The sequence below is a fragment of the Afipia sp. GW822-FHT03D08 genome (assembly GCF_058801645.1).
This window is the reverse complement of the sequence record NZ_JBXANK010000001.1, coordinates 191,223-208,580: the sequence shown is the minus strand read 5'-3', so window position 1 is coordinate 208,580 and position 17,358 is coordinate 191,223. Positions and strand designations below refer to the sequence as shown.

Here is a 17,358-nt window from a genome sequence, read left to right as displayed (position 1 = left end):
GCGCAACAACCTCAATGGCTTGTTTTTTGAGCAGAACACCTGGCTGAGCCTCTATCAAGCGCTAACAACGAGCAGGAACTGCCTAACGCATTGGCGAATCGGGGTTTCGTGCCGAAATGCCGAGCGATTTGATGCGCGACGCCAGCGTTGTGGGCTTGATCGCAAGCAGTTCCGCCGCGCCATCCTTGCCAAATACCTTGCCGCCGGACGCCTTCAGCGCAGCCAGGATATTGTTGCGTTCGTGTTCCCGCATTTCGTCGTCGGTCATGATGGCTGGCGGCGCTCCATTTCTGGGACGCCGCGACGCTGCGGGGAGCTCGGCCCCCGCTTGCTGAATCGGCAGGTCAATCCGTAGCCGTCCGTTCTGGGCCAGAATGGCCGCGCGCTCGATCACATTCTGCAATTCGCGGACATTGCCGGGCCAGTCGTATTGCATCAGGCGGCGAACATCGCCTTCCGACAACCGCAGGTCGGATTTCAGCGATTTGCCCTCGCTGCTCAGGAAGTGCTTTGCAAGCAATGGAATGTCTTCACGGCGGTCGCGCAGCGGCACGGTTTCGACCGGAAATACATTGAGCCGGAAATAGAGATCCTCGCGAAAACGCCCCTGCTTCACCTCCTGTTTCAGTTCGCGGTTGGTCGCGGCGATAACACGGACATTGACGGCGCGCGTGCGTTCCTCGCCGACGCGCTCGAAATGCCCTTCCTGCAACACGCGCAGCAGCTTGCCCTGAAGCTCCAGCGGAATTTCTCCGACTTCATCGAGAAACAGCGTCCCGCCATCAGCCAGTTCAAACCGTCCGACGCGATCGCGCAACGCCCCGGTGAACGCTCCGCGGACATGGCCGAAAAATTCACTCTCGAACAGTTCACGCGGAATGGCTGCACAGTTGACCCGGATCAGCGGGCGGTCGCTGCGCTGGCTCGCCTCGTGGATAGCGCGCGCGATCAGTTCCTTGCCGGTCCCGGATTCGCCGGTGATCATTACGGTCGCGTCGGTCGGCGCAACGAGGCTGACCTGCCGCAGCGTCTTCTGCACTGCCGCGGTACGCCCGATAATACCGCGGGGATTCGTCTCGGTGCGGATTTCCTCCTGCAAATAGGCGTTTTCCTGCTCGAGACGCTCGCGCAATTGATCGACTTCCGCGAGCGCGGCGCGAAGCTTTTCGTCCGCCTCGCGGCGCTGGCTGACATCGCGGAACACGATCACCGCACCGACCACCACGCCACGATCGCGGATCGGTGTGGATGTGTACTCGACCCAAACCGGCGTGCCGTCCTTGCGCCAGAACACCTCGTCATTGACCTGATGCACCGCGCCGTCGCGGAACGCGGCGTAGATCGGACAGTCCTCGTGCGGATAATGCCGCCCATCGTGATGGGTATGATGCACGGTGGAATGAATATCGGTGCCGACCAGTTCCTCAGCCGACCAGCCGAGCAGGCGCTCGGCGACCGGATTGACGAACGTGGTCTTACCTTCGGCATTGACGCCGTAGATGCCCTCGCCCGCCGCACGCAGGATCAACTGGTTCTCGCGCTCGATGTCGCGGAAGACGCGCTCGACGCGCTGCCAGGCAGCAATACCGCCGCGCATGTGATCTTCCGCCGTGACATCGACCAGCCGGCGGCGGCGCTGTTCAAGATCGCTCATCGCCAACAGCACCAGCGGCGTGCCCTCCTGCGGGATCAGCGACCCGGTATATTCCAGCCGCAGTTCGTTTCCCGCAGCGTGACGCGGCGTCAGCGACGTGGTCCAGAACGAGCCCCTGTCGAACACGGCCTGCGTGAAAACGATCAGCGCGGGCAACTGCCCGGCATGCAAGGCGCTGATCTTCATCTGGCGCAGCAGAGCACGGTCGTATCCGAGCAGCGTGCACACGGCAGGGTTGGCATCGACGATGCGATCCCCGTGGGGGTCCAGCAACATCATCGGCTCAGCCGCAAAATCGAACGCCGCGCCCCACAGATCAAGGCTCTTTTCCGGTCCCGACGACAGGGAAACGTCCATGATCCCTCGCTACGAAATATCGTAATTAAACTACGAGTAATCGTGTATCACGAAATCTCGTAACCGACAATGTTACCGCTGCGGCGCAGTGACATTGATAAATCGCGCAAAACGGCGGTGGCACGAGGTTTGCGTAACGGATTGAAACGCCCATGCAGGAGGTTTCATGTCCACCTTCGATAATCCGTTCGATCCGAACCGCCGCCTCTCCTCTTTCGGCTGCGCTTGCGGCCGACACACGAGCGAAGCCGAGCACGAAGCCGCGCTCCAGCTCCAGGCCGAGACCCCACACAGCGAGGACCGGCGCTACGAAGGCGTTGTCGCCTCCGCCGTCATGCGCGCGATGTTTCCGCAGGATGCCGCACGCCGCGCATTCCTGAAATCGGTCGGCGCGGCGACCGCCGTCGCCGCCGTCTCGCAATTCTTCCCTCTGAAGACCGCGACCGAAGTGTTTGCGCAAGGCGCACCGCTCGAGAAGAAGGACCTCAAGGTCGGGTTCATTCCGATCACATGTGCGACGCCGATTATCATGGCGAAGCCGATGGGCTTCTACGAGAAGCAGGGCCTCAATGTCGAAGTGATCAAGACCGCTGGCTGGGCGGTGATCCGCGACAAAACCATCAACAAGGAATACGACGCGGCGCACATGCTCTCGCCGATGCCGATCGCGATTTCAATGGGTGCGGGCTCCAACCCGATTCCCTATACGATGCCCGCCGTCGAGAACATCAACGGTCAGGCCATCACCCTCGCGATCAAGCACAAGGACAAGCGCAACCCGAAGGACTGGAAGGGTTTCAAGTTCGCGGTGCCGTTCGACTACTCGATGCACAATTACCTGCTGCGCTACTACCTGGCGGAGCACGGTATCGATCCCGATACCGACGTTCAGATCCGCGCCGTGCCGCCGCCGGAAATGGTCGCCAATCTTCGCGCCGACAACATCGACGGCTTCCTCGGCCCCGATCCAATGAACCAGCGCGCGGTCTATGACGGCGTCGGCTTCATCCACATCCTTACGAAAGATATCTGGGAGGGCCATCCCTGCTGCGCGTTCGCGGCTTCCAAGGAATTCGTCACCACGATGCCGAATACCTATGCGGCGCTGCTGAAATCGATCATCGATGCAACGGCGTTCGCCCACAAGGCGGAAAACCGCAAGCAGATCGCGGAGGCGATCTCGCCAGCGAACTATCTCAACCAGCCGCCAATCGTCCTCGAGCAAATTCTCACGGGCACCTTTGCTGATGGACTCGGCAACATCGTGACACAGCCGAACCGCGTCGATTTCGATCCGTTCCCTTGGCAGTCGTTCGCGGTCTGGATCATGACCCAGATGAAGCGCTGGGGACAGATCAAGGGTGACGTCGACTACGCCGGTATCGCGAGCCAGGTCTATCTCGCCACCGATACGGCGAAGCTCATGAAGGAAGTTGGTCTGACGCCCCCGACAACTATCACGAAATCGTTCAGTGTGATGGGCAAGCCCTTCGATCCGGCAAAGCCCGAGGATTACCTCAAGAGCTTCAAGATCAGCAAGGCGAGCTAAGCATGACCTCATCGCTGAAACTTCGCGCGGCCGTGCTGTCGATTGCGATCTTCCTCGCCTTCATCGGCGCGTGGCATCTTGCCACGCGCGGTAGCGGATCGGTGGCCACGATGAGTCCGGAATACGCAAAGCTGATGGGTGTGACAGCGACCCAGGGCAAATCGGCAATGCCGGGCCCGCTCGATGTCGGCGCCAAACTCTGGCAGCACATCAAGAGCCCGTTCTACGACAACGGTCCGAACGACAAGGGCCTCGGCATCCAGCTCGGTTATTCGATCGCGCGCGTCCTGCTTGGCTACTTCCTCGCCGTGATTGTGGCAATCCCGCTCGGATTTTTGATCGGCATGTCGCCGCTGATCAGCAAGGCACTCGATCCTTTTATTCAGGTTCTGAAACCTATCTCTCCCCTCGCCTGGATGCCGCTGGCGCTCTACACCATCAAGGATTCCAATACGTCCGCGATCTTCGTGATCTTCATCTGCGCGATCTGGCCGATGCTGATCAACACCGCATTCGGCGTCTCCGCCGTGCGCAAGGAATGGATCAACGTCGCCCGCACGCTTGAGGTCGGATCGATGCGCCGTGCCTTCACGGTGATCCTTCCGGCAGCCGCGCCGACCATCCTGACCGGCATGCGCATTTCCATCGGCATCGCATGGCTCGTCATCGTCGCCGCGGAAATGCTGGTCGGCGGAACGGGCATTGGCTATTTCGTCTGGAACGAATGGAACAATCTCTCGATCACCAACGTCATCATCGCCATTCTGGTCATCGGCCTGGTTGGAATGATGTTCGACCAGATCCTTGCGCGATTTACGCGCATGGTCACGTTCCCGGAGTGATGTGATGATCGAGAAATTCATCTCTATCGAAGGCATCGCCAAGCACTATCCGGCACCGGATGGCGGGAAGACGACCATCTTCGAGGACCTCTGGCTGTCGATGCCCCGCGGAGAGTTCGGTTGCGTGATCGGCCATTCCGGCTGTGGCAAGACGACCGTTCTCAACATTCTCGCGGGGCTGGACGAACCCTCCGAAGGCACCGTGATCGTCGATGGTCAGGCTATCGAGGGCACCAGCCTCGATCGAGCCGTGATCTTCCAGAGCCACGCCTTGCTGCCGTGGCGCACGGTGATGGGCAATGTCGCCTACGCGGTTTCGTCGAAATGGCGCAAGTGGGACAAGGCGCGCGTTCGTGCCCACGCTCAGAAGTTTATCGACATTGTCGGTCTCACCGGGTCCGAGCACAAAAGGCCCTCAGAGTTGTCGGGCGGCATGAAGCAGCGCGTCGGTATCGCGCGCGCGCTGTCGATCACGCCGAAAATCATGCTGATGGATGAGCCCTTCTCCGCACTCGACGCGCTGACGCGCGGAACGTTGCAGGACGAGGTTCGCCGCATCTGCCTGGAGACCGGCCAGACCGCCTTCATGATCACACATGACGTGGACGAAGCGATCTATCTCGCCGACAAGATCTTCCTGATGACCAACGGCCCCGGTGCGGTGCTAGCGGAGGTTCTGGAAAATCCGCTGCCCAAGGATCGCGGCCGCATCGATCTTCACCGTCATCCGCAATACTACGCCCTGCGCAATCACATCATCGATTTCCTCGTGACGCGCAGCAAAACCTTCGTGGACACCAACAAGGCCCACGATCCTCGCAACGTGCCCGTCGTCCGCCCCGGATTCACTGAGCCCGCGATCGTCACGAGCAACACACCTCTCGATAAGCCCGCAGCCGGCCAGACCAGTGCCGCCTGACAGCCCTTCAAAACTGGAGAATTGACATGAAGCGATCCGACCTCACCGAAAAGCTGCTCGACATCAAGCGAGAGAACGGCTGGACCTGGAAGCACATCTGCGAACAGATCGGCGGCCATTCCGACGCGCTGATTGTCGGCGCCATTCTCGGACAGATGAAACTCACCAAGCCACAGGCGGAGAATGCCGCCAAGCTGTTCGGCCTGTCGAAGGCCGAGACCGCGATGATCAACGAAATTCCCATGCGCGGCGACGGCACCCAGATGCCGCCGACCGATCCTCTGATTTATCGTTTCTATGAAATGGTGATGGTGAATGGACCGGCCTGGAAAGCACTGATCGAGGAGGAATTCGGCGACGGCATCATGTCGGCCATCGATTTCGATTTCGCCATGGAACGCGTGGCGAACCCGAAGGGTGACCGCGTCAAGTTCGTGATGACCGGCAAGTTCCTGCCGTTCAAGTATTACGGCGCAACCGGCAACAATCTCGAATACGGCTACAAGGAAGCCTGAATCAAGGCATCAGGCGGATGGCGTCGTTGAAGAAATCCGGGCCGCCAAAGTTACCGGACTTCAGCGCCGTCACCGCATCGCCCTTGCTCCAGCCCACGCAGCGGAGCACCGGGACGCCTACGGCAATCTCGGGACCGACCAGAAACGCCGGGATGCCGAGGCGGTCGACCACAGCGCCCGAGGTTTCACCGCCCGCGATCACAAGCCGCCGTACGCCGGCAGCTACCAGACCTTCGCTGATCGCCGCCATCGCCTGCTCGATGGCGTGACCGGCAGCGTCACGGCCATGCCTCGCCTGTAGCGCAGAAACCTGATCGGGCGTCGAACTGCTCGCTATCAGGACCGGCCCCTTGCCAAGATGATCGCGCGACCAATCAAGCGCGCGCCGGACCTCGGATGATCCTGCCACAATCTTTTCAGGATCGAGCCGCAGCACGGGCATCGATTTCTCCGCATGCGCGATCTGCGCCAGCGTGGCCTGCGAGCAGCTTCCGGCAAGACAAGCGACGGGGCCACCGATCCCCTTTTGATCGGCACTCGCTGAGGCCGCCCTCACCCTGCCCGACGCGACAAGGCCGCGGGCAAGCCCAAGGCCCATTCCCGACGCACCCACCGACAAACGATGATCGAGCGCAACCTGACCAATGATCTCAAGTTCGGGATCGAACACGGCATCGATGATCGCAGCACCAATGCCCCGTTTGGCAAAATCGATCAGCTTTGCGCGGATCGCTTCGGCGCCCTTTGCGACGGTGGCGAGATCAACCAAACCGACCTTGGATTTACTCTGCCGCGCCAGCACCCGCTCCAGATTGGAGTCATGCATGGGATTGAGCGGGTGATCCTTCAGGGGGCTTTCATTCAGCGGTACGCTACCCACGAACAGGTTGCCTTGGTAAACTGTGCGCCCCGTTCCGGGAAACGCGGGCGTCACCAATACGATGGCATCGCCGGAATCAGCGCGCAGCGCGTCCATCACTGGACCGATGTTACCCGCATCGGTGGAATCGAACGTCGAACATATCTTGAAGAGGACATGCGAGGCGCCGCGCGCCCGCAGCCACTTGTCCGCTTCGCGAGAGCGCGCGACCGCCTGAGACGCCTCGATGGAGCGGCTCTTCAGCGACACCACCACGGCATCGACATCGGGCAGCGCCAGCGCGTCATCGGGAACGCCGATGGTCTGCACCGTCCGTAGCCCGCAGCGTGTCAGCATGTTGGCAAGATCGGACGCGCCGGTGTAATCGTCCGCGATGCAGCCCAGAGCCAGTGTCACGCGCGCGCTCCGGTCCTGGACTTCGCAGCATAAGGCGCGAACCAGCCGAGGCCTTCGGCCGTTTTTCCTTTCGGCCGGTACTCGCAGCCGACAAAGCCGCCATATCCCAAACGGTCGAGTTCATCGAACAGGAAGGGATAGTTAAGTTCCTCGGCTGACGGCTCGTTGCGCGAAGGAACGCTCGCAATCTGGATGTGGCCGATCATCGGCATCATCTGCCGCAACGCCATGGTGACGTCACCATGGACGATCTGCCGATGATAGATATCGAACTGCAATTTCAGATTAGGCATTCTCAGATCGTTGATCACGCTCGCAGCGAAGTCGAAATCGTTCAGGAAATATCCCGGCACGTCACGCGGATTGATCGGCTCCAGCATGAGATCGATGTTTTCCTTGGCGAGCGCCTCGGCAGTCCAGGCCACGGAGCGGCGAAACGCATCGACTGCTTTCGGATCGCGGCGATCGGCAATTCCCGCCATCAGATGAAGCCGTTTGACGCCGGTCGCAGCGGCATAAGGCAACGCCTGCTGGACGCTGTTCTGCACGTCGGCAAAGCGATCCGGCAAGGCCGCAAAGCCGCGCTCGCCCTTGCTCCAGTCGCCCGGAAACAAATTGAACAGTGCCTGCGTCAGGTTATTGCCGTGAAGTCGTTGACCGACTTCGTCGGGCGAATGCTCGTAAGGAAAGAGAAACTCCACCGCTGAAAAGCCCGCCTTCGCCGCCGCGTCAAAGCGGTCGAGAAACGGCACTTCGTTGAACATCATGCTTAGATTTGCCGCAAAACGAGGCATTCGATGATTCCGTTTCTTGTAGTTACAACTCTGCTTTACCCACCTGGCAGTTTTGTTCCAGTCACACGCGCATACATCCGAGCCACCGAGGCGTCATCGTCGCGGCCCATCCCCGCGGCCGACGTCATCAGGAACATCTGCAATGCCGCCGCCGAGACCGGCACCGGGAATTTCGCGGTTCGCGCCATGTCCTGAATGATGCCAAGATCCTTGACGAAAATATCGACGGCGCTGCGCGGCGTGTAGTCGCCGTCCAGCACATGCGGCATACGGTTCTCGAACATCCATGAATTTCCAGCCGACGCCGTGATGACTTCGTAAACCTTGGCGATGTCGAGACCCTGCTTCGCCGCAAAGGCCATCGCCTCGCTGGCCGCTGCGATATGCACGCCTGCCAGAAGCTGGTTGATCATTTTGAACGCCGCGCCCTGCCCTGGTGCATCGCCGAGTTCGTAGAGCTTTGCGGACATCGCATCGAGCGCAGTCCTTGCCTTGGCGAATGCGGCTTTGCTGCCGGAAGCGAGGATCGTCAGTTCACCCTGCGCGGCGCGTTGCGCACCGCCGCTGATCGGCGCATCGAGATAATGCCGTCCGGTTGCCTCAAGCTGTTTCGCCAGCCGCCGCGCGACATCCGGGTCCATCGTCGCGGACGATATAAAAACCGACCCTTTGGGCAAGGTCTCCGCCACACCTTGCGGGCCGAACAGGATCGCCTCGGTCTGCGCGGCGTTCACGACGACACTGACGACCGCATCTGCCTCTCGCCCGGCCTCCGCTGGCGACGCTACGCCCCGGCCCCCCTCCGCCGCAAGACGCGCGACCGCTTCCGGCGCGACGTCGCAACCCGCGACATCGAAGCCTGCGCGCTTGAGCGACAGCGCCATGCCAAAGCCCATCGAGCCGAGACCGATGACTCCAACACGTCCCATTTTTTCGGACATATCTCTCCCTGTTTTTGCCTGTTCGTACATTCGGCGTCGAACGGTTACAGGCTTGGTAGCACGGCCCGCGGCCCCTCCAAAATGGCGTTTGAGCCGTCCCGAAAACCGTGAGAAAAGGCGATCCAAGGGGCTCCACAATGACCGAAACACGACTTCGCGATCAGATCTGCCAGTTCGGCCGCTCGCTGTTTGAGCGGGGTTTGACCCCCGGATCGTCTGGGAACATCAGCGTCCGCCTCGACGACGGCGGTTGGCTGGTGACGCCGACCAACGCATCACTCGGATTTCTGGATCCTGCTCGAATCTCGCGGCTCAATGGATCGGGGCGCCTGCTGTCGGGCGATGCGCCCACCAAGGAAATCCCGTTGCATGCGGCGCTGTACGAGACGCGGCACAACGCACGGGCCATTGTGCATCTGCATTGCGCCCACTGCGTTGCCGTATCCATGCTACCCGACATTGATCCGAAGGCAGCGTTGCCGCCCCTGACGCCCTATTATGTGATGCGCTGCGGTGCAACAGCATTGCTGCCTTACTACCGTCCCGGTGATGCTGCGGTTGCAGATGCGATCCGAGGACTAGCCGGCAAGTATTCGTGTGTGATGCTATCCAATCACGGGCCGGTGGTCGCGGGCGACACGCTGGAAGCAGCCGTGTTTGCCATGGAAGAGCTTGAAGAGACCGCAAAGCTCTATCTGATGCTGCGCGGCATGAACCCTCGCACACTCACGCCGGAGCAGGTCGCCGATCTGGTTTCGACATTCCATTCCCCCGCGACGGCAACCGGCGAGAAACAAAGCCCCGGGTAGGCCCCGCGACAATACGGCACGGAAAAGACGTGCATCGTTACTGAAGCGTCACGGCCATGTAACGGCACTGACACATAGAACTCCGACAAGCAGCGCATGTCTTGAAGGAGGATTCCATGCGCATTGCTGCTACATTGTCGTTGCTTGCACTGACCGCTCTGCCCGGTTTTGCATCGGCTCAAACGTCCGGTCAGGCCTTCCCTGCAACACTCGCCGGCCACGCCGTGATGCCGGCCGAGTCGTTTATCGAAGCCCCCGCGGATGCCCCCGCGGATCTGAAAGTTTCCGGCAAGTTCACCACCGGCGTCCGCGTTGATGCAGTTGGCACCATTGAGGGCAAATCCTTCGATCGCCCAACCGGTGTCAAATTGCCGTTCAAGGGCCAGCCCCTGCAGGGCCACTCCGGGATCAAGAAAGCCGCCGATGGCACCTTCTGGGTGCTGAGCGACAACGGCTTCGGCAGCAAAGCGAATTCGCCGGACTCGATGCTCTTCCTGAACAACTATCGTATCGACTGGGGCAAGGGGACCGTTGAGCGCGTCTCCACCGTCTTCCTGCGGGACCCGGACAAGAAGGTGCCCTTCCGCATCGCAAACGAGGGTACCGAAACGCGCTACCTGACTGGTTCGGACTTCGACACCGAAAGCTTCCAGCCGATCGGCGACAAGATCTGGATCGGTGACGAATTCGGCCCTTACCTGATCCGCGCCGACCGTTCCGGCAAGATCGAAGCTGTGTTCGAGACCGAAATCGACGGCAAACCCGCTCGCTCGCCGGATCATTATGCGATCACCTCGCCGGCGACGCCCACCACGCCAGTTGCATTCAACATCCGCCGCTCGAAAGGTTATGAGGGCATGGCCGCTTCGCCGGATGGCAAATTCCTTTATCCGCTGCTCGAAGGCCCGGCCTGGGACGCTGAGAAGAAGGATTGGGAAAAGACTGCTGACGGCAAGGAATATCTGCGCATTCTTGAGTTCGATGTCGGCGCGGGCAAGTGGACCGGCCGTCACTGGAAGTACGTTCTCGAGAGCAACGGCCTCGCGATCGGCGACTTCAACATGATCGATGCGACCACCGCGATGGTGATCGAGCGTGACAACGGCGAAGGCACCGCCGACAAGGCTTGCGAAGGCCCGAAGAAGCCTGACTGCTTCCACGATATCGCCAAGTTCAAGCGCGTCTACAAGATCGAAATGACCGACGCCAATGCCAGCGGTCCGGTCCGCAAAATCGGCTATATCGACCTGATGAAAATTGCGGATCCGGACAAGAAGGCGCGCCAGCCGCTGAACGAAGGCGTCCTCACCTTCCCGTTCTGGACCATCGAGAACGTCGATGTCGTGGATCAGACGCACATCATCGTCGGCAACGACAACAATTTGCCTTTCTCCACCAGCCGTGAACCCAACAAAGCTGACGACAATGAGTTCGTGCTGCTGAATGTCGCGGAATTTCTGAAGGCCCGCTAATTTCAATTACACCTAAGCAACATGAATGGCCGCCCGATAGGGCGGCCTTTTTGTTTCTGCCGTCTACGACCTCAGGAACGCGCGCGTCACGCGTTGCTGAAATCGCAAATCACAATCACGCGATGTAATTTTTCATGTTGCGCCGCCAGAATGATTTACGCGCGGCTCGTCTTGCGTCACCGCAAACCTGCGATACGCTCTCGCCCCGTAAAACGTCAAAAAGCCAAACTCCCCGGGAGGATAAATTATGTTTTACGCTTTCAAACATCATGCTCTGAATTCGGTTGCCGCCGCAGCGTTTCTTTGCGCTTCGGCAATTTCGGCGTCGGCTCAATCGCAAAACAACAATCTCGACAAGCTCGGCAACTTTCAGAAAACAGGCGTTACCGAAATACCAACTGTGCCGCAGACAGGCCGAAAGGTCGATGCGATCAAGGCCAATCTCGCCAAGATCAAATTACCACCAGGATTCAAGATCAGCCTCTACGCACTGGTGCCGGACGCACGGCATATTGCCGTCGGACCGCAAGGCGTCGTGACATTCGTCGGGACGCGCAAGAGCAAGGTCTATGCGGTGACCGACCGCGGCAAGGCTGGCTTTGCGGAAGAGGTGAAGGAGTTCGCACCTTCGGTGAATTTCACCATTCCGAACGGCGTCTGCTTCTCCAAGGATGGCTTCCTCTTCGTTGTCGAACAGAATCGCGTTCTCAATTTCCCTGCAGCAGAATTCTTCTATGAAAGCCCCGACATCGCCGTGGCCGTCGTCGTCCCGCAAGGCGAGCTGATCCCGAAGGAAGACGAAAGCTTCAATCACACCGCGCGGGTCTGCCGCATCGGCCCGGACAACAAGATCTACATCTCGCTCGGGCAGCCGTTCAACGTGCCGGCGAAGAACAAACTCGATGGCTTCGCGAAGAATGGCATTGGCGGGATCATCAGAATGGATCAGGACGGCAAGAACCGCGAGGTTTATGCCGGAGGTATCCGCAACTCCGTCGGCATGGACTTCAATCCGAAGAACAATCAGCTCTGGTTCACGGATAATCAGGTCGACGGGATGGGCGATAACATTCCTCCGGGGGAGCTGAATCGCATTACGCAGCCCGGACAGAATTTCGGCTTCCCCTATTTCGGCGGCGGCAAGGTTCGCACCGTCGAGTACAAGGCCGATACGCCGCCCGCCAACGTGGTCTATCCTGAAGTGGAGATGGACGCCCATGCCGCTGACCTCGGCATGGTGTTCTACAATGGCAAATCGTTCCCCGCGAAATATCGCGGTGGCATCTTCTCGGCCCAGCATGGATCGTGGAATCGGACCGATCCAATTGGAGCGCGCGTGATGTTCACATCGCTCAAGCCTGACGGCAGCGCCGACAAGACCGAGGTCTTCGCCTCCGGCTGGTTGACGCCGGATGGCGAATACACCGGTCGCCCGGTAGACGTCGCAACGCTTCGCGACGGCTCACTTCTGGTGTCGGACGATCTCGCCGGCGCGCTGTATCGTATTACCTACGAAGAGAAGTAAGGCACACGTCGCCTGCCGTGAACCGGCCCTCCGGTTCACGGCAGAGCCGATCCAACAACAAGAAAAGCAGTTCATGCGATCAAAACCAAACAAACACACCGCACCATATCTGGCCTTCCTGCTTGTTCTGCTGACGCTGAACGGGGTGGCCAGCACAGCGCAGGCCGCGGGTGACGCCAAGGCTGGACGAAAGAAGGCCCAAATGTGCTCGGCCTGTCACGGCATCGATGGTATCGCGAAGATTCCGATTGCGCCCAACATTGCGGGTTCGCCCGCGATGTACCTGGAGAAGCAGCTCAAGGCCTTCCGCTCCGAGGAGCGCAAGGAAGAGAATATGAATGTCGTGGCAAAGCCGCTGTCAGACGCCGACATCGCCGACCTCGCGGCCTGGTATTCCGGGATAGCCGTTGAGGTCACTTTGCCAAATTGAGAGACGCGCAACGCGCACCATCACGCGGGTGAGCGAGACGAACTGTTATCCGTTAGGCGCGTGACAGCTCTTCGATGGCTGCAACGACGGCATGCCTGACACCGGGGTCGTAAAGCGAATGCCCCGCAGTCTCGACCGTTCTCAGCTTTGCACCGGGCCATGCCTTGAGCAGCGCGTGGGCTGTTGATGGCGGGCACAGGAGGTCGTAGCGGCCTTGCACGACAATTCCCGGAATGCCCTGCAGGCGTCCGGCATTTTCCAAAAGTTGTCCAGGTTTCATGAAGCAGTTGTTCTGAAAGTAGTGCGCTTCCATAAACGGCGACGACGGAAGACCGCGGGCATCATTCGCCACCGCAGCAAAGTCCAGCCGTGTTTTCGAAGGCTTGTGTTCCGACAGAATACGCTCGGTGTCGTGCCACGCGCGGGACGCCGGTCCATGGATGGCTGGATCGGGATCGAGAATGCGCCTCCAATAGGCGTCGAGCGGCTGGTCGCGCTCGTCCGGCGGCAGCAGGCTGAGAAAATCATCGTTCAGGTCAGGGTAGAAGCGCCGCAAGCCGCCGATGAATGTCCATTCCAGCTCATCGCGGGTGCCCAGAAAAGTCGCGCGCAGCACGATGCCGCTGACGCGCGACGGATGCGCCTGCGCATATGCGAGAGCCAATGTTGCGCCCCACGACCCGCCGACAACCAGCCACCGCTCAAAGCCCAGCGTCGCGCGGATGATTTCCATGTCGGCAATCAAATGCGGCAGCGTGTTATCTTTGCGCGATCCCTTCGGGCGGCTCCTGCCTGCCCCGCGCTGGTCGAACAGCACCGCCTGAAAGCGAAGCGGATGGAACAACCGGCGATGGTCGGGCTGGCAACCGCTACCGGGGCCGCCGTGCAGATAGACCACGGGGATGCCGTCGGTGCGGCCAACTGTCTCCACATAAAGCTCGTGGCCCTCGCCCACCGCAAGATGCTGCACGGTCAGCGGCGTAAACCTGTCAGCCTTTTTGGACGAGGCGGTGTCAGCGGCGTCAGGCCCCATGTGGATCTGCCTCGAATGTGCCGCCTGCAAAGTTCCGGTAGATGAACCGGCGGTTGTCTCCGGCCGCCTCCGTCATAGCTGTCTTGAATATCCGCTCGTGAGCCGGCGACAACGCACAGGCCGGATCGGTGTTGCCGGCATTGCCGGTCAGCGCAAATGCCTGACAGCGGCAACCGCCATAATCGATCTCCTTGTACTCGCAGCTCTGACAAGGCTCCGGCATCCAGCCGGTGCCGCGATAGCGATTGAATGCTTCCGAATTCTGCCAGATCCAGGCGATAGAGTGATCACGCACTGATTCAAACGCGAGGCCGGTGATCGTTTCCGCGGCATGACATGGCAATATCTTGCCCGACGGCGAGATATTGAAGAACTGCCGCCCCCAGCCCCCCATGCATTTCTTTGGACGCAGTGCGTAGTAATCCGGGACGACGTAGTCGATGGCGAGGATACCCTTGAGCCGCACCTCGGCTTCCTCGACGATGCGGGAGGTTTCCTCGATCTGTTGCATCGTCGGCATCAATGCCGCGCGGTTCTTCAGCGCCCAGCCGTAATACTGCACGTTGGCGACTTCCAGCCGATCGGCATCGAGATCGACGGCCATCTGGATAATGTCGGCAAGCTGAAACAGATTTTGGCGATGCATCACAGCGTTGACCGTCAACGGCAGGCCAAGTTCGCGCGTCCAACCCGCAACCTCGATCTTCTTCGCGTGCGCGTCCCTCAATCCTGCGACGCGGTCGGCGGTGCCCCGCTCGCTGCCCTGGAAACTGATCTGCACGTGGCACAGCCCGGCATCGGCCAAAGCAGCCAGCTTGTCCTTCGTCAACAAGACAGCGGAAGTGATGAGGTTCGTATACAGGCCAACATCGGTCGCATGCTGAACGAGTTCGACCAGATCCTTCCGCGCCGTGGGCTCACCGCCGGAAAAATGAATCTGAAGCACGCCGATTGCCACGAGTTCACTCAGCACGCGCTTCCACTCCTCGGTGGACAGTTCCGCGCTCCCGCGCTCCAACTCCACCGGATTTGAGCAATAGGGACACTGCAGAGGACAGCGGTGTGTCAACTCCGCCAGAACAGCCAGGGGGATGCCGAACGTTTCTGCCTGCGATTTACGCTGTTCCAGCACCGCCAATCCATCCGCCGGATCGGCGTGAACAGGGGAAGCATCGGCGAGCGTCGGGCTCATGATTTTCTATCCTGTGCCTCCGCAAGAAACCCCTTCTCGGCGAGGTCCCGCAGCATGGCTATGACGTCCGCGCCGATCATACCACGATCGGCGGCATACTTGGCAGCGAGCACATCGATGATCTGATCGACAGTTCGAACACCGTCGCAGAGTTGCAGGATTTCCACCGCAATCTCGTCCGGCGCGAGCACCCGCTCCGGCACCAGAATGACCCAGACTCGCCGGGCTTCGTCGAACTTGAGCTTGGCGTGCCGGGCCAGCACGGGCCGGCTCCCTTCACTTATGTCGATCCGGCGGCTCCGCAATGCCATCAGGCCTGCTCCGGCACAAAAGCGCCCGGAGGCACGTGGCCATCGACGTACGCGTGATAGAGCGCATCAAGCTGGACCCACAGCACGTTGGTCTTGAAGATCAGCGCATTGCAAACCGCTTCCCGTTCCTGCGGCGTCGCCGCATGGCGCTTGACGAAATCGAGAGCGAAGTTCGCGTCTCGCGGCGCCTGTTCCATCCGCCGCTTGAAATAACTCATGATGTTCGGATTAATGAAATCGTAATGCGCGAGCATTCCCGAAATTCGCTCCTCATGCAGGTTCGGCGCGAACAACTCGGTCAGCGAGGATGCGATCGCCTCCAGCGGAGTCTTGTCGCGGACGAAATGAACGTAGGCATCGACTGCGAAGCGCGTCGCCGGGAGAATACCCTCCGCGGATTCCACATAGGCACTGTCCAGCCCGAGTCCCTCGGTCAACTTCAGCCAGCGCTCGATGCCACCTTCGGTGCCAACATCGCCGTCGTGATCTTCGATGCGGTGCCGCCACTCAAGCCGGATGTTGCGATCGCGGAAACGCGAGATCACCACCGCGTCCTTGATGGGAATGGAACTTTGATAATAGTAGCGATTAAGCGCCCAGGCCTGCACCTGCCCCTTGTTCAGCTTGCCGCCATGCAGCAGCCGGTGAAACGGATGCAGGTTGTGATACCGGGTGGCCCCGATCTGCCGCAGCGCGGCTTCAAGATCATCCGCCGATGCGAGCGGCGTGCCTGCCTTCAATGCGAACACACTCGTTGCGATCAAATGGTGATCTCCATTCCGTCCGAGGGAATCTGCCATCCTGAACTCTCGGCGGCTTTTCGCTCTGCGGAGTCCGGAAACAGAACTGGATTCGAATTGTTGATATGCAGAAATATCTTGCGCGCGATGCCGAGGTCCGCAAGCGCCGCAATGGCGCCGTCCTCACCCGACATCGCCATATGCCCCATGCGCTGGCCGGTTTTCGCCCCCAGCCCTGCGGCGATCAATTCATCGTCGCGCCAGAGTGTACCGTCGAAAAAGATTAAAGGAGCGCCCTGAAGCCGCTGCCTGAGGTCGGGAGTAAGCCCTGCGCAGGCCGCGAGAAAATAAAGATACTGTCCACTTCTTTTGTCGATGATCCGCAACCCGAGCGTATCGCCGGGCTCGTCGCTCTCAGGTTGTGGCGCGCTTTCAAGATACCAGGCGCGCTTACCGGGAACGGCAAACGGCAGGATTTCGAGCCCCGACGGTGACCCGTCCGGAAGCACGGGTTCGAACGCCGTATCAAACTCAATCGGCTGGCGCCGCACCCGCTTCTCGTCGAGCACGTTGAAAATACTGTTCGACTTGAGAACGGAAAGCACGCGCTGATGGGCATAGATCGTGAATGGCCAGCCCTCACGGAGCGACAAAAGCCCGGCAACAGCATCGACCTCGCCGTTGGTCAGGATAACGCCGGCAATCGGGCTATGGCGGAGATGGCCCGTCTTGGGATGAAGCTGTGGCGTCGCGATCACCTGCTGGCGCAGGTCAGGCGAGGCGTTTATCAGAAACCAGTGCTCGCCGTCGGCGCTTACTGCAATGGACGCCTGGGTCGCCTGCAGTTCAGGCTGCGAGCCGCGGGCCGCGCGGCAAACCTCGCAATTACAATTCCATTGAGGAACACCGCCGCCCGCCGCAGCCCCAAGAACGACGACGCGCATAAATAAGCTCCGCGCTCGATCAATGCGACCGAACTTCATCGTGACGATATCTCAC

The 17,358-nt window shown here is 60.2% G+C and carries 17 protein-coding genes; 8 read left to right on the top strand and 9 right to left on the bottom strand.

The genetic code is table 11. The features are described from left to right. Window positions 1-82: 82 nt before the first annotated feature. A complete protein-coding gene (locus AC1RM7_RS00965; protein WP_024921314.1) occupies window positions 83-2,011 on the bottom strand; it encodes a sigma 54-interacting transcriptional regulator in 1,929 nt (642 codons plus the stop codon). A 166-nt stretch (window positions 2,012-2,177) separates the two neighbouring features. On the opposite strand from AC1RM7_RS00965, the gene AC1RM7_RS00960 reads away from it, so the two are divergent. Genes AC1RM7_RS00960 through cynS form a run of 4 tightly spaced genes read left to right on the top strand, consistent with a single transcriptional unit; the run spans window position 2,178 to window position 5,836 of the window. Further along, window positions 2,178-3,560, top strand: a complete 1,383-nt coding sequence (locus AC1RM7_RS00960) for a CmpA/NrtA family ABC transporter substrate-binding protein (RefSeq protein WP_024921313.1) — start codon at window positions 2,178-2,180, stop codon at window positions 3,558-3,560. A gap of 2 nt (window positions 3,561-3,562) precedes the next feature. Continuing rightward, the gene (ntrB, locus tag AC1RM7_RS00955; RefSeq protein WP_006020178.1) at window positions 3,563-4,402 is read left to right on the top strand and encodes a nitrate ABC transporter permease; all 840 of its coding nucleotides are present in this window, start codon (window positions 3,563-3,565) and stop codon (window positions 4,400-4,402) included. A gap of 4 nt (window positions 4,403-4,406) precedes the next feature. Beyond that, complete coding sequence (locus AC1RM7_RS00950; protein WP_024921312.1) at window positions 4,407-5,321, top strand: ABC transporter ATP-binding protein; 915 nt, start codon at window positions 4,407-4,409, stop codon at window positions 5,319-5,321. A gap of 26 nt (window positions 5,322-5,347) precedes the next feature. Continuing rightward, window positions 5,348-5,836: a cyanase gene (gene cynS, locus AC1RM7_RS00945; RefSeq protein ID WP_006020176.1), complete on the top strand. Its 489-nt coding sequence runs from the start codon at window positions 5,348-5,350 to the stop codon at window positions 5,834-5,836. A gap of 1 nt (window position 5,837) precedes the next feature. On the opposite strand, the gene otnK is transcribed toward cynS, so the two are convergent. The 3 genes from otnK to ltnD are packed head-to-tail and all read right to left on the bottom strand — an operon-like array spanning window position 5,838 to window position 8,877. Next, window positions 5,838-7,112, bottom strand: a complete 1,275-nt coding sequence (otnK, locus tag AC1RM7_RS00940; RefSeq protein ID WP_024921311.1) for a 3-oxo-tetronate kinase — start codon at window positions 7,110-7,112, stop codon at window positions 5,838-5,840. Then, window positions 7,109-7,906, bottom strand: a complete 798-nt coding sequence (gene otnI / locus AC1RM7_RS00935; RefSeq protein WP_024921310.1) for a 2-oxo-tetronate isomerase — start codon at window positions 7,904-7,906, stop codon at window positions 7,109-7,111. The genes otnK and otnI overlap by 4 nt, the downstream gene beginning before the upstream one ends. Before the next feature lie 35 nt (window positions 7,907-7,941). After that, on the bottom strand, window positions 7,942-8,877 hold the full coding sequence (gene ltnD, locus AC1RM7_RS00930; RefSeq protein WP_152544195.1) for an L-threonate dehydrogenase: 936 nt from the start codon (window positions 8,875-8,877) through the stop codon (window positions 7,942-7,944). A gap of 107 nt (window positions 8,878-8,984) precedes the next feature. Here ltnD and otnC point away from each other — a divergent pair, with 107 nt between their 5' ends. From otnC to AC1RM7_RS00910, 4 genes are all read left to right on the top strand, one after another. Continuing rightward, the gene (gene otnC / locus AC1RM7_RS00925) at window positions 8,985-9,656 is read left to right on the top strand and encodes a 3-oxo-tetronate 4-phosphate decarboxylase (protein ID WP_024921308.1); all 672 of its coding nucleotides are present in this window, start codon (window positions 8,985-8,987) and stop codon (window positions 9,654-9,656) included. A 116-nt stretch (window positions 9,657-9,772) separates the two neighbouring features. Further along, window positions 9,773-11,128 (top strand): esterase-like activity of phytase family protein, encoded by a 1,356-nt coding sequence (locus AC1RM7_RS00920; RefSeq protein ID WP_024921307.1) that lies wholly within the window; start codon window positions 9,773-9,775, stop codon window positions 11,126-11,128. Between the two features lie 247 nt (window positions 11,129-11,375). Beyond that, on the top strand, window positions 11,376-12,653 hold the full coding sequence (locus AC1RM7_RS00915; RefSeq protein ID WP_006020170.1) for a PQQ-dependent sugar dehydrogenase: 1,278 nt from the start codon (window positions 11,376-11,378) through the stop codon (window positions 12,651-12,653). A 73-nt stretch (window positions 12,654-12,726) separates the two neighbouring features. After that, on the top strand, window positions 12,727-13,083 hold the full coding sequence (locus AC1RM7_RS00910; protein ID WP_024921306.1) for a c-type cytochrome: 357 nt from the start codon (window positions 12,727-12,729) through the stop codon (window positions 13,081-13,083). A 52-nt stretch (window positions 13,084-13,135) separates the two neighbouring features. Here AC1RM7_RS00910 and pip read toward each other — a convergent pair whose 3' ends face one another. Genes pip through pqqB form a run of 5 tightly spaced genes read right to left on the bottom strand, consistent with a single transcriptional unit; the run spans window position 13,136 to window position 17,303 of the window. Next, the gene (gene pip / locus AC1RM7_RS00905) at window positions 13,136-14,116 is read right to left on the bottom strand and encodes a prolyl aminopeptidase (RefSeq protein ID WP_024921305.1); all 981 of its coding nucleotides are present in this window, start codon (window positions 14,114-14,116) and stop codon (window positions 13,136-13,138) included. Next, window positions 14,106-15,308 (bottom strand): pyrroloquinoline quinone biosynthesis protein PqqE, encoded by a 1,203-nt coding sequence (pqqE, locus tag AC1RM7_RS00900; protein ID WP_024921304.1) that lies wholly within the window; start codon window positions 15,306-15,308, stop codon window positions 14,106-14,108. The genes pip and pqqE overlap by 11 nt, the downstream gene beginning before the upstream one ends. Next, window positions 15,305-15,619 (bottom strand): pyrroloquinoline quinone biosynthesis peptide chaperone PqqD, encoded by a 315-nt coding sequence (gene pqqD, locus AC1RM7_RS00895; protein ID WP_006020164.1) that lies wholly within the window; start codon window positions 15,617-15,619, stop codon window positions 15,305-15,307. The genes pqqE and pqqD overlap by 4 nt, the downstream gene beginning before the upstream one ends. Continuing rightward, window positions 15,619-16,383, bottom strand: coding sequence for a pyrroloquinoline-quinone synthase PqqC (gene pqqC / locus AC1RM7_RS00890; RefSeq protein ID WP_024921302.1), 765 nt, complete (start codon window positions 16,381-16,383; stop codon window positions 15,619-15,621). Before pqqC ends, pqqD begins: the two co-directional genes overlap by 1 nt. Then, window positions 16,380-17,303 (bottom strand): pyrroloquinoline quinone biosynthesis protein PqqB, encoded by a 924-nt coding sequence (pqqB, locus tag AC1RM7_RS00885; RefSeq protein ID WP_024921301.1) that lies wholly within the window; start codon window positions 17,301-17,303, stop codon window positions 16,380-16,382. Before pqqB ends, pqqC begins: the two co-directional genes overlap by 4 nt. Window positions 17,304-17,358 lie beyond the last annotated feature (55 nt).